General features: G+C 71.1%; 13 protein-coding genes. 8 read left to right on the top strand and 5 right to left on the bottom strand.

What is annotated here, in order from left to right:
• From gcvPA to VFO26_RS11250, 4 genes are all read left to right on the top strand, one after another.
• Positions 1 to 1,167, top strand: a 1,167-nt coding sequence (gcvPA, locus tag VFO26_RS11265; protein WP_325115078.1) for an aminomethyl-transferring glycine dehydrogenase subunit GcvPA, incomplete at its 5' end; no start/stop codon positions are given.
• 100 nt (positions 1,168 to 1,267) lie between these two features.
• A complete protein-coding gene (gcvPB, locus tag VFO26_RS11260) occupies positions 1,268 to 2,734 on the top strand; it encodes an aminomethyl-transferring glycine dehydrogenase subunit GcvPB (protein WP_325115077.1) in 1,467 nt (488 codons plus the stop codon).
• A complete protein-coding gene (locus VFO26_RS11255; RefSeq protein ID WP_325115076.1) occupies positions 2,731 to 3,102 on the top strand; it encodes a nuclear transport factor 2 family protein in 372 nt (123 codons plus the stop codon). The genes gcvPB and VFO26_RS11255 overlap by 4 nt, the downstream gene beginning before the upstream one ends.
• A complete protein-coding gene (locus VFO26_RS11250) occupies positions 3,103 to 3,651 on the top strand; it encodes an MOSC domain-containing protein (RefSeq protein ID WP_325115074.1) in 549 nt (182 codons plus the stop codon).
• 48 nt (positions 3,652 to 3,699) lie between these two features.
• Here VFO26_RS11250 and VFO26_RS11245 read toward each other — a convergent pair whose 3' ends face one another.
• The 3 genes from VFO26_RS11245 to rlmN form a co-directional block, all read right to left on the bottom strand.
• On the bottom strand, positions 3,700 to 4,308 hold the full coding sequence (locus VFO26_RS11245; RefSeq protein ID WP_325115073.1) for a hypothetical protein: 609 nt from the start codon (positions 4,306 to 4,308) through the stop codon (positions 3,700 to 3,702).
• Positions 4,309 to 4,392: 84 nt separating this feature from the next.
• Positions 4,393 to 5,112, bottom strand: a complete 720-nt coding sequence (locus VFO26_RS11240) for a hypothetical protein (protein WP_325115072.1) — start codon at positions 5,110 to 5,112, stop codon at positions 4,393 to 4,395.
• Between the two features lie 33 nt (positions 5,113 to 5,145).
• Positions 5,146 to 6,144 (bottom strand): 23S rRNA (adenine(2503)-C(2))-methyltransferase RlmN, encoded by a 999-nt coding sequence (rlmN, locus tag VFO26_RS11235; RefSeq protein ID WP_325115071.1) that lies wholly within the window; start codon positions 6,142 to 6,144, stop codon positions 5,146 to 5,148.
• Positions 6,145 to 6,206: 62 nt separating this feature from the next.
• On the opposite strand from rlmN, the gene VFO26_RS11230 reads away from it, so the two are divergent.
• The 3 genes from VFO26_RS11230 to VFO26_RS11220 are packed head-to-tail and all read left to right on the top strand — an operon-like array spanning position 6,207 to position 8,956.
• Positions 6,207 to 6,542 (top strand): antibiotic biosynthesis monooxygenase, encoded by a 336-nt coding sequence (locus VFO26_RS11230; RefSeq protein ID WP_325115070.1) that lies wholly within the window; start codon positions 6,207 to 6,209, stop codon positions 6,540 to 6,542.
• A gap of 40 nt (positions 6,543 to 6,582) precedes the next feature.
• Entirely contained in the window at positions 6,583 to 7,626 is a 1,044-nt protein-coding gene (locus VFO26_RS11225; protein ID WP_325115069.1) for a GntG family PLP-dependent aldolase, read from the top strand.
• Positions 7,613 to 8,956 carry a serine hydrolase domain-containing protein gene (locus tag VFO26_RS11220; protein WP_325115068.1) on the top strand — a complete coding sequence of 448 codons (1,344 nt, stop codon included), beginning with the start codon at positions 7,613 to 7,615 and terminating at the stop codon, positions 8,954 to 8,956. The genes VFO26_RS11225 and VFO26_RS11220 overlap by 14 nt, the downstream gene beginning before the upstream one ends.
• Here the strand turns inward: VFO26_RS11220 and cax are convergent.
• Positions 8,905 to 9,993 (bottom strand): calcium/proton exchanger, encoded by a 1,089-nt coding sequence (gene cax / locus VFO26_RS11215; protein ID WP_325115067.1) that lies wholly within the window; start codon positions 9,991 to 9,993, stop codon positions 8,905 to 8,907. The two genes, VFO26_RS11220 and cax, sit on opposite strands and share 52 nt — an antisense overlap.
• Before the next feature lie 307 nt (positions 9,994 to 10,300).
• Here cax and VFO26_RS11210 point away from each other — a divergent pair, with 307 nt between their 5' ends.
• Entirely contained in the window at positions 10,301 to 10,714 is a 414-nt protein-coding gene (locus tag VFO26_RS11210) for a hypothetical protein (protein WP_325115066.1), read from the top strand.
• A 23-nt stretch (positions 10,715 to 10,737) separates the two neighbouring features.
• On the opposite strand, the gene VFO26_RS11205 is transcribed toward VFO26_RS11210, so the two are convergent.
• Positions 10,738 to 11,607, bottom strand: coding sequence for a deoxyribonuclease IV (locus VFO26_RS11205; protein WP_325115065.1), 870 nt, complete (start codon positions 11,605 to 11,607; stop codon positions 10,738 to 10,740).
• Between the last annotated feature and the right edge of the window lie 38 nt (positions 11,608 to 11,645).

Here is an 11,645-nt window from a genome sequence, read left to right as displayed (position 1 = left end):
CTCACCGCGATGGCACGAAAGAACATGGTCGCGGGCGAGGTGCCCTTCTTCCTCGGTTGCGGCGCCTACAAGCATCATATCCCCGCCAGCGTCGATCATTTGATCCAGCGCGGCGAGTTCCTGACCGCCTACACGCCCTACCAGCCGGAGATCGCGCAGGGCACGCTCCAGGTGCTGTTCGAATTCCAGACACAGGTTGCGCGGCTGCTCGGCTGTGAGGTGGCCAACGCCTCCATGTACGACGGCTCGACCGGGTGCGCCGAGGCGGTGCTGATGGCTCACCGCATCACGCGCCGCAAGAAGGCCGTGCTGTCCGGCGGCTTGCATCCGCATTACCGCGCGGTGGTCGAAACGCTGAGCCATTGGGGTGGCGACAGTGTCGAGGCGCTGGAGCCGGATCCTGCCGGCACCGAGGACATCATCTCGCGCATCGACGGCGAAACCTCGTGCGTCGTCGTCCAGTACCCGAGCGTCTACGGCACGGCTCGCGACCTGACGGCGATTGCGGATGCGGCTCACGCCAAGGGCGCGCTGCTGATCGTAGCGGTTGCCGAGGTGGTGGCGCTGGGCCTTCTGAAGTCACCGGGCGAGATGGGCGCCGACATCGTTGCCGCGGAAGGCCAGTCCATCGGTAACGGACTGAATTTCGGCGGACCCTACGTCGGCCTGTTCGCGACGCGCGAGAAGTTCGTCCGCCAGATGCCGGGCCGGATCGCCGGCGAGACCGTCGACGCGGAGGGCCGCCGTGGGTATGTGCTGACGCTGTCGACGCGCGAGCAGCACATCCGCCGCGAGAAGGCGACGTCCAACATCACGACGAACCAGACGCTCCTTGCGCTCGGAGGCCTGATCACGCTCTGCTGGCTCGGGCCGGACGGCCTTCGGGAACTGGGGGAGACGTGCACCGCTCTCACGGCGTACGCGAAGGAGCGTGTCGGGCTCCCGCTCGCATTCGATCGACCGACGTTCAAGGAGGCCGCGTTCCGCACGCCGATCCCCGCCCGGGAGGTCGTCACCCGCGCGAGAGGGCACGGGGTCCACCCCGGCTACGCGCTCGGCCGCGACTACCCGGGCCTCGACGACGTGCTGCTCGTGGCCCTCACCGAGAAGCGCAGGCCGGTGGACGTCGATCGCCTGGCGGACGTGCTGGCCGAGGTGTGCCGATGACCGCTGTCGGCCATGTCCTCGCGAGCGGTGTCTTCGTGCCTGGTACCTCGACATGTCCCCATTGGACGACCCGCGCCGCTCGCGAGGGGGTGTCGCGTCGATGGAGCTGATCTTCGAGAAGTCGAAGCCGGGGCGGCGCGCGGGCCGCGTGCCCTCGTACGGCCTGCCGGTGCCCGAGATCCCGCCGGAGCTCCGGCGGGAGCGGCCGCCGAGGCTGCCGGAGGTCCCGGAGAACGAGCTCGTGCGGCACTTCACCGCGCTCGCCGACCGGAACTTCGGCATCGACACGGGCTTCTATCCCCTCGGCTCGTGCACGATGAAGCACAACCCGCGCGTGAACGAGCGGGTCGTCTCGCTGCCGGGCTTCCGCGACCTCCACCCGCTCCAGGAGGACGAGGGCGCCCAGGGCGCGCTGGAGCTGATGTGGGAGCTGCAGCAGATCCTCGCCGAGGTCGCGGGGCTCCCCGCGGTGACGCTCCAGCCGGCGGCCGGCTCGCAGGGCGAGCTGACGGGCCTGATGCTGATGCGCGCCTGGTTCGCCGAGCGCGGCGAGCCCGAGCGAACCGTGATCATCACGCCGGACACGGCGCACGGGACGAACCCCGCGAGCGTGACGATGTCGGGGTTCGAGCTGGAGAAGGTCACGACCACAGAGCGGGGCAACCTCGATCTCGACGACCTCCGCTCGAAGGTCGGCGAGCGCACCGCGGGGCTGATGCTGACGAACCCGTCGACCCTCGGCCTGTTCGACGAGGGCATCGAGGAGGTCGCGGAGATCTTCCACTCGCGCGGCGCGCTCCTCTACTACGACGGGGCGAACCTCAACGCCGTGGTCGGCCTCTCGCGTCCCGGCGACATGGGCTTCGACATCGTCCACTACAACCTTCACAAGACGTTCTCGCAGCCCCACGGCGGGGGCGGCCCCGGTGGCGGCCCCGTCGCTGTGCGGGCCGAGCTCGAGCCGTTCCTGCCGTCGCCGATGGTCGTTCGCGACGGCGATTCCGTTCGTCTCGACCACGATCGGCCGAAGTCGATCGGGCGCGTCCGCGGCTTCGCCGGCCCGTTCGGTGTGTTCGTCCGGGCGTACGCGTTCATGCGCGCGTACGGACCTGCGCTGAGAGACATGTCCGAGGCGGCCGTTCTGAACGCGAACTACCTGCTGGCGCGGCTCAAGGACGTCTACGACCTGCCCTACGACCGGCATTGCATGCACGAGTTCGTCCTCTCGGCGCGGACGTTCAAGCGCGAGCACGGGGTGACGGCGCTCGACGTGGCGAAGCGGCTGATGGACCACGGCATCCATCCGCCGACGATCTACTTCCCGCTCGTCGTCCCCGAGGCGCTGATGATCGAGCCCACCGAGACGGAGACGAAGGAGCGCCTCGACGAGTTCGTCGACGCGATGCGCTCGATCGCCGCCGAGGCCGCGTCCGAGCCGGCGAAGTTGAAGGAGGCGCCGCACAGTCGTCCCGTCCGCAGGCTGGACGAGGTGAAGGCGGCGAAGCAACCGGTCCTGCGGTACGCCTTCGACGAGGCGGGGGCGCCAGATAGGATCAAGACCGGATGACGACGACCGCGGTCGCCACCGAGCTCGTCGAGCTCGCCCACGATCTCGCCCGCGCGGTCTCCGAGCACGACGTCGAAAGGCTGGAGGAGCTGCTGGCCGACGAGTTCACCCTGCAGGGTGCGGCCGGCCAGCTCGACCGTGAGGCATTCCTCGAGGCCGCGGCCGGCCCCTACGAGATCGACGAGTTCACCTACGAGCAGATCGACCCGGAGATCTACGGGAACACCGCGGTGCTCGTGTCGCGGTACACGCAGGCCGCCCGCCTGGACGGGCGGGACCTGAGCCACCGGATGAACGTCACGGACATCTGGACGCGGCGCGACGCACGCTGGCAGATCGTCCGCCGACACGCGACCATCGCCGACTGAATGACGACGTACGTGACACCGAGCGAGCTCGAAGCGGGCCTGGAGGCGATCCGCGCAGCGCCGCGTGGCCAGGGCGTGGTGGAGCTGATCGTGCGTCGTCCGGCCGTGGGCGAGCGCGAGGTGGTCACGGAGGCCGAGCTCGACCTCGAGGAGGGGCTCGTCGGCGACAACTGGTCTTCACGCGGCCGCTCGGGAGGCCGGCCGGCGAACACGAGTGCGCAGGTCACGATGATGAACGCGCGCGCGACGGCGCTCGCCGCGCGTGACCGCGACCGCTGGGCGCTCGCCGGCGACCAGCTGTACGTCGACCTCGACCTCTCCGGCGACCACCTGCCGCCCGGAACGCGACTCGCCCTCGGGTCCGCGGTGATCGAGGTGACGGCCGAGCCGCACACGGGCTGCAAGAAGTTCCGCGAGCGCTTCGGGCTGGAGACGCTCGAGTTCTTCAACTCGCCCGAGGGTCGCTCGCTCAACCTCCGCGGCATCAACACGCGCGTCGTCCAGCAGGGTGTCGTCCGCGTCGGCGACGCCGTCCGGAAGCTCGCCTAGAACCGAACCCGGCGCGCCCCGCAAGGACGCGCCGGTGTCGTTCGGCTCCTAGCCCGCCGTCAGGTTCGCGACGCGGATCGCGACGATCCGGATCGAGGCGACCGTCTGCGCTCCCCCTGTCGAGCAGCGGAAGTCGACTGTCCCCGCTGCTGCGAACTCGTGAGTCAGCGAGTTCGAGAGCGTCATCTGGATTCCGTTGCCGAGCGAGTCGTCCTGGTCCGTCCCCGCGACGATGCGGCAGAGGGCGCTCGCGGCCGCTGCGCCGGAGATGATCGCCTTCGAGCTGATCACGTACTTCCCGGCCTGAGGGATCGTGAGGTTCACGATCGTCGTGGCGATCCCGGGAATCGCAATCGGTCCTGCGAGGAAGCGGGAGTAGGCGTCGCTGGGGCCGGCAGGACCAGCCGGGCCGGCCGGGCCGGCCTCGCCCGCAGGGCCTGCAGGTCCGGCGGGAATCTGGTTCCGCTTGAAGTCCGCGCGGAGCAGCGAGCCGTTCCTCACCTTCGCGGTGGTGACGGCGTTGTTCCGGAGCTGCGGCGTGCCCACGCTGTTGGGTGCGAGTGCGACCGAGGCCGCGACGGCCGATCCGGAGAGTGCGATCGCGAGCGCGAGGCACGCGACGACCAGGGACGGCGAGGGACGACGAATTCGACGCATCGGGCGAACCTCCGTGGCAGGGAGCGGGCTGCCTCTCTTTCGCCGCCTGCGATGCGGTTCATTCCCTGCCGCTGGGCCTCGGCCTCAGTCGACGCGGTGGCGCATCCAGACGTTCGGCTCGACGTAGACGCCACGCCCGCCGGCGAAGCGAACCGGCACGAGACCGCCCGGGACGACGTAGTCGCCCTCGTCGGGGAAGGCGAGGCCGGTCCATGCCTCCCAGTCCTCGGCGGATCCCTCGATCCGCATCGACTCGGGGCACACCTCGAGCTGCTCGGCGCCGAGGCGAGCGTGCACGCGGAGCCACGGGTCGAACGGAAGGCCGTCGTCGCGCCTCCAGAACGCGTAGCGCTCCATCGGGATCAGCGGGTAGCGCTCCTTCCACGTCGGACGGACGGGTGCGATGAGCGCGGGGAACCCGTGGCGTCGCGCGAGGTCGCGCATCGCGTCGATCAGGAGCGACGAGAGCCCCTCGCCCTGGCGCTTCCGGTCGACGACCGCCACGGCCGCCGACAGGACGTCGGGCTCCGGCCGGTCGCCGTCGCCGAACCACGTCTCGAGCATGTCGTCCACACCGGCGGGCAGCCCGTCTGTGGCGTGCGCGGGAATCGTGCGGCCGTGGCCGACGACGACGTCGCGCTCCTCGTCCCACAGCACGAGCTGCAGCTCCGGCAGCTCCGGGCGCAGGCGATGCCAGTACCGCACCGCCACCTCGCCGTGGCCCATGAACGGGGCCATCGTGTCCTCGATCTCGCCCGTGCGCCCGGCGAGGTCGGGGCGCTCGGCGTAGGTGAACACACGCAAGGCGGCCACTCTAGACCGTGGCCGAGGACGATCTCAGGCGCGGACGCGAGGGCGCGGGTCGGATGCGAGCTGGCCGCAGGCGGCGGCGATGTCCCGGCCCCTCGTCAGTCGTACCGTGGCCGGGATGCGCGCGCGGTCGAGCTCGGTCTTGAACGCCTCGATCGCGCCTCTCGACGAGCCGTCGAACATCCCCGTCGGGTTGTAGGGGATGAGGTTGACCTTGAACGCGTCGCGGCCGAGCGCGTCGGCCAGGAGCCTCGCCTGTGCCGGCGAGTCGTTGACGCCGGCGAGCATCACGTACTCGACGAAGACCCGCCGCTTCGTCCGCTCCCAGTGCTGCCTGCAGGCGGCGAGCACGTCGAGGAGCGGGTAGCGCTCGTTGACCGGCATCAACTCCGTCCGGAGCTCGTGATCGGCGGCGTGCAGCGAGAGGGCGAGACGGATCGGCTCGGCGACCTCCTCCACGAATCGTGAGAGGCCGGGCATCCAGCCCACCGTCGAGATCGTCGTCCGGCGGTGGGTGATGCCGAGGTCGGGGAGGCGGCGGGCGGCGTCGAGCACCGCGTCGACGTTCATGAAGGGCTCGCCCATACCCATGAACACCGCATGGTTCACCGCGGCCGAGCGGCGAAAGTGGAGAACCTGGTCGAGGATCTCCCAGGCGGTGAGGTTCCGCCCGAAGGCCATGCGGCCCGTCGCGCAGAAGGTGCACGTCAGCGGGCAGCCCGACTGGGAGGAGACGCAGACCGACCGCCTCCCGTCCCGGTAGCGCATCAGCACGGCCTCGACCGGGTGCCCGTCGTGCGTGCGGAACAGCGTCTTCACGGTCCCGTCGCGTGCGCGCTGCTCGTCCTCGGCGGACAGTGTCGAGAAGGGCGCGCCCGAGTCGAGCGACTCCCGGAGCGAGCGCGGGATGTTCGTCATCTCTCCGTAGGAGCCCGCGCCGCGCGCCGCCCATTCCCACACCTGACGCGTGCGGTAGGAAGGCTCCCCGAGCTCGGTCAGGACGCGCTCGACGTGTTTGAGATCCACGTCGCAAAGGTACCCCGGGCGCGGGGGTACACTCCCCGCGACAGCCGCAGAGGAGGTCGAACTTGTTCGCACGTGTGACCACGTACGAGCTGGAGGAAGGTCGCGCTTCCGAGTCGATCGACGTGTTCGAGCCGGCGATCGGCCGCATCCGAGACCTCGACGGGTTCGTGGATGCGTATTTCCTCGTGGAGCGTGACGGTCGTCACGCCGTGACGATGACGCTCTGGGAGACGCTGGACACAATGGAGCGCAGCAGGGTCAGCGCGTCGTCCGCGCGGACAGAGGCCGCGCGCGACGCGGGCGCGGAGGTGACGAGCACCTACGAGCTCGAGGTCGGGATCCACTCCGGTGCGTCGGATGCCGGAAGGGCGATGCTGGGAGGCCGCAGCCGCATGTAGCGCGGGCTGCAGCGGCGGCGCGCTCGTCTAGGGTTCCGCCGTGATCGACCTGCGCTCGGACACGGCGACCCGGCCGACCGACGGCATGCGCGCCGCGATCGCGGCCGCCGCCGTGGGGGACGAGCAACGGCGCGAGGACCCGACCGTCAACCTGCTGCAGGAGCGAGCGGCGGCGCTCCTGGGGCAGGAGCAGGCGGTCTTCCTCCCGACCGCGACCCTCGCCAACCAGATCGCACTGAAGCTGCACTCGCGACCGGGCGACGCGCTCGTCGCGGAGCGCCACGCCCACGTCGTGATCTACGAGTACGGCGGCCCTGCCGCGCACGCGGGCCTGATGATCGAGCCGATCGAGGGCCGGGCGGGACGCTTCGGCGTCGCGGAGCTCGAGGCGGCTACCGAGCCGAGCACGAAGACCGCCGACCAGCGGGCGACCGTGCTTGCGATCGAGAACACGCACAACTCCTCGGGCGGGCGGTGCTGGCCGCTCGAGGAGCTCGAGGACGTGACGGGAGCGGCGCGCGAGCGCGGGCTCGCGACGCACCTCGACGGCGCCCGGGTGCTCAACGCCGCGGTCGCGACCGGAGTCGACCCTGACCGGGTCGGGCGGCTCTTCGACACCGTGACGCTCTGCCTCTCGAAGGGGCTCGGCTGTCCACTGGGCGCGCTGCTGGCCGGCTCGGTCGCGACGATCGAGCGCGCCTGGCGGGAGAAGCACCTGTTCGGCGGGGCGATGCGCCAGGCGGGAATTGTCGCGGCGGCCGGCGTCTACGCGCTCGACAACCACGTCGACCGCCTCGCGGACGATCACGCCCGGGCGCACCGGCTCGCGGAGGGGTGGCACGCGGCCGGGCTGCCGGTCGACCTCGACCAGGTCGAGACGAACTTCGTGCAGCTCGACGTCGGTGCGCTCGGCCTCGGCCGCGACGAGGCGCTCGCGCGGATGCGTGAGGGAGGCGTCGGGCTCTCGTCGACCATTCATCCGACGATCGTCCGCGCCGTGACGCATCTCGACGTCACCGACGACGACATCGACCGCGCGATCGAGCTCGTGCCCGAGGCCCTGGGCGTACGTGCGGCCGCCTGACGCGCTCGGGGAGCGGCTCGACCGGCTCGTCGCGACTGCGCAGTCCGAACAGCGGGCGCCTTCGGTCAGCGCCGCCGTCTTCCGCGACGGGGAGGTGCTCTGGCGGCGGGCGCTCGGCTCGGCCGACGTCGGCCGCGAGGAGCCCGCGACCCCCGAGCACGCGTACCGCATCGGCTCGATCACGAAGACCTTCACGGCGGTGTGCATCCTCCAACTGCGCGACGCGGGTGTGCTCGACCTCGACGACCCGCTGCGCAGCCACGTTCCGGAGGCGCCTCCCGGCCCGACCGTGGCCGACGCGCTCGCGCACCTGAGCGGGCTGCAGCGCGAGCCGCCCGGCGAGATCTGGGAGACCCTCGAGCCCCCGTCCCGTGAAGAGCTGCTGGCCGGGCTCGAGGACGCCGAGCGCGTCCTGCGCCCGGCCGAGGCCTGGCACTACTCGAACCTGGCGTTCGGGCTGCTCGGCGAGATCGTCACACGGCGGAACGACGCAGCGTACGAGGTGACGTTGCGCGACCGAGTGCTCGAGCCGCTGGGGCTGGCCAGGACGGGGTTCCACCCGCCCGGGCCGCGCGCGACCGGGTACTACGTCGACCCGTACAGCGACGGGGTCACGGTCGAGGTCGAGCTCCCCGTGGAGGGGCCGACCGCTGCGATGGGGTGGCTCTGGTCGACCGTCGACGATCTCGCGCGCTGGGCGGATTTCCTGTCGACGGGGACGGACGGCGTGCTCGCGCGCGAGACCCTCGACGAGATGGCGCGCGTCCGGACGATGGTCGACGACGCAGCGTGGTCGCTCGGGTGGGGGCTCGGGCTCGCGCTCTACCGCGGCGGCGAGCGCGTCTTCGTGGGCCACGGCGGCGCCATGCCCGGGTTCCTCGCGGCGCTGTGCGTCCACCGGCCGGAGCGCACGGGTGCCGTTGCCCTCTTCAACACGGGAGCGGGCGCACGCCCGGAGACCCTTGCGCTCGAGCTGGCGGGGGCGGCGCTCGACGCGCTGCCTCGCACTCCTGAGCTCTGGCGGCCGGACGAAGGCGCGCCGGACGACGTCGCGCCGCTGCTGGGCCGCTGGTGGTCGGAAGGGGAGGAGCTCGTGCTCTCCTGGCGGCAGGGTCGGCTCCGGCTCGAGGTCGTGGACGGCCCGCCGGGACGAAGCGTGTCGTGGCTGGTGCCGGAGGAAGACGATCGCTGGCGAATCGTCGAGGGACGCGAGCGGGGTGAGCTGCTGCGCGTCACCCGCGACGGCAGCGGCGCGCCGGTCAAGCTCTACGTCGCTACCTACCCGCTCACGAGGCGCGCGACCGCGTTCGGCGGCGACGCCTCGGAGTGATCGCGGTCGCCGGCAGCCCAGAACGCTGCCGCGCACACGAGATACGCGACGAGTAGAACGACTCCTCGCGCCTTCGAGGCGCGACCGTTCCAGAGCGTAAGGGCGGTGACGACGAGACCGCCGGCCAGCGCCGCGATCTCCACCTCCCGGAAACCGAGCGCGAGCGGATCGATCAGCCACGAGAGCAGCACGACTGCGGGGATGAGGAACACTGCGACCTGCGCCGCCGACGCGAGCGCGATCTCGGCCGCGAGCATCACCTTCCCCCTGTACGCCACGACCACGGCACCGCCGTGCTCGGCGGCGTTCCCGACGATCGCGACGATCACGGCGGCGACGAAGAACTCGCTCAGGCCCGCCTCGTCGGCGAACGTCTCGAGCGAGCCGACGAGGATCTCGGCGACGAGCGCGGTGACGACCGTCGCGCCTCCGAGGACCGCAAGTGAGAAGCGCAGCGTCCAGGCCTCGATCTCCGCGTCGCTCGCGACGTGAAGCGCGCTGTGCCGCCGCAGCGAGATCACCGTCACGATGCCGTAGACCACGAGGAGCACGATCGAGACGGGGACGGAGAGCTTGACGATCAGGTCGCGGTCGGGGTCGCCGTCCCAGGCCGGGATGGCCGGGATGAGGAACAGGACGACCGCGACGGCGATCGCCCCGAACGACATGAAGCTCGACCAGCGGTCGAGCTGGCCGCGTGGCCCGGCGACGAGCGAGAAGCCGAGCACGAGCAACAGGTTCCCGACGACCGACCCGGTGAGCGACCCGCGCACGACCTCGGTCAGTCCTTCGTTCACGGCGATGAGGGCGATGATCAGCTCCGGCGCGTTTCCGAACGTTGCGTTGAGGAAGCCTCCGATCCCCGGGCCTGTGTGCTCCGCGGCGTGCTCCGTCGCCTCCCCGATCAGCCACGCCAGCGGGATCAGCGATGCCGCGGCGAGGACGAACTCGACTGTCTCGTCGAGGTCGGCCAGGTAGTGGACGGCAATCGTCAGGGGCCCGAGGATCAGGCCGAGGAAGAGGGCGCGGCGGACCACGAGCGCGAACCCTAGTCTGTCCGCGAAGCACGAATCCGCAGAAGCGGATTCGTGCCGCGGGATCCCCGCCCTGCGGGCGGGGCACGTCCCTGAAGGCGTCCGGCTTCGCCGGCCGCAACTGCTCGGCGCTGCCGATTCCGTCGACTGCGAGCGGGTCGGCGGGTCGGCTGCACCGGGCTGGTTCGTCCGCGAAGCACGAATCCGGAGGGCCGCCCGTCCACGAGCATCGCGTTCGCGCGCGCCTACCCGTTCCTGACGTCCGCGTCAAGTCTTGCGCCGGGAGGGCAGACCTTGCCACCATCCGGGCATGACCGACGTCGGTCCGGCCATCGCGGCGCCTCCGGAGATCCCACTCCGGCCACAGGACGAGCTCGAGTGCCGCCGCTGTGAGGTGCATTGCGACCGCGTCGTGTACCCGGGCGCCTGCATCGGGCGCGGGTGCCCGTTCGTGTACGCGTACGAGGCCTGGGGCCACACGTACATGGGCTGTATGCAGAAGGTGTTCGACGTCGAGATCGACGTCGACGTGCTCGGCGAGCTCGAAGGGCGGCGTGAGGGATTCGGTGCCGTCAAGGCTCGCCGGTCGCCGCTGCCGATGTGCCATTCCGAGATCTCGCCCTGCTACGAGCACCGCGTCGACGAGCTGGGCTGCCGCAACCCCGAGTTCTTCGAGCTCCCGCTCGAGCGCCCGAGCTTCCGCGTCTTCGCGACCGTCGACTGAGCTCTCCGGCCCGTCGTGGGTTCTCAGCGCGCTCGTCGCCTGGCTTGCCGTCGGCGCCCCTTGCGATGGAGCTCGCGCAACAGCCGCAGCTCGCCGACGTATGTCCCGTCGGGCCCCGGCGTCTCGAGGATCGCCGGGAGGCCCTGGAAGGCGGGGTGGGCGAGGAACGTCACGAGCCCGTCCCCGATCGTGCCGAGCCCGAGCGAGGCGTGGCGGTCGCGGTTCGATCCGAGGCCCACTTCGGAGTCGTTGACGTGCAGGCAACGCAGGCGGTCGAGCCCGATCCGGTCGTCGAGGTCGACGAGCGCCGCGTCGAGCACCGCAGGATCGGTGACGTCGACGCCCGAGACCCACCAGTGGCAGGAGTCGAGGCAGACCCCGAGGCGCGGATGACCGTCGAGGCGGTCGAAGATCGCGGCGAGCTCGTCGGTGGAGCGGCCGATCGTCCCCCCGGCTCCGGCCGCGTTCTCCAGCACGAGCCACAGGCGGTCGTCGGTCAGCTCCAAGAGCTCACGGAGCGCGGGGACGACGAGCCCGAGCCCCTCCTCGAGGCCCGCGCCGAGGTGAGAGCCGACGTGGAACACGACGGCCTCCGCCCCGATCCCCGCCGCCGTCTCGAGTGTCGCCCGCATTGCCGAGACCGACTTTGCGTGGAGCTCGGAATCCGGGCCCGCGAGATTGACGAGGTAGAGGGCGTGGCAGACGACCGCCTCGATGCCGGCCTCGTCGCGTCGCGCACGGAAGCGCTCCACCTCCTCGGGGCTGTGCGCCGTCGGCCTCCACATCCGAGGGCTCTGCGTGAAGACCTGCACGGCGTTGCAGCCGAGCTCCTCGGCCCGGTCGATCGCGTTCGAGATACCGCCGGCCGAGGAGACGTGAGCGCCGTAGAGCACCCGCGCAGGCTACGCGTCCCCTCGCGAGGCACGTACGC

This window comes from Gaiella sp., assembly GCF_035710885.1.
GTDB lineage: Bacteria > Actinomycetota > Thermoleophilia > Gaiellales > Gaiellaceae > Gaiella.
This window is presented reverse-complemented; position numbering and strand designations above follow the sequence as displayed.

Excerpts from the sequence above, each read along its gene's own strand:
- gcvPB (WP_325115077.1), top strand. The coding sequence starts at position 1,268 with ATGGAGCTGATCTTCGAGAAGTCGAAGCCGGGGCGGCGCGCGGGCCGC.
- VFO26_RS11255 (WP_325115076.1), top strand. The coding sequence starts at position 2,731 with ATGACGACGACCGCGGTCGCCACCGAGCTCGTCGAGCTCGCCCACGAT.
- VFO26_RS11250 (WP_325115074.1), top strand. The coding sequence starts at position 3,103 with ATGACGACGTACGTGACACCGAGCGAGCTCGAAGCGGGCCTGGAGGCG.
- VFO26_RS11245 (WP_325115073.1), bottom strand. The coding sequence starts at position 4,308 with ATGCGTCGAATTCGTCGTCCCTCGCCGTCCCTGGTCGTCGCGTGCCTC.
- VFO26_RS11210 (WP_325115066.1), top strand. The coding sequence starts at position 10,301 with ATGACCGACGTCGGTCCGGCCATCGCGGCGCCTCCGGAGATCCCACTC.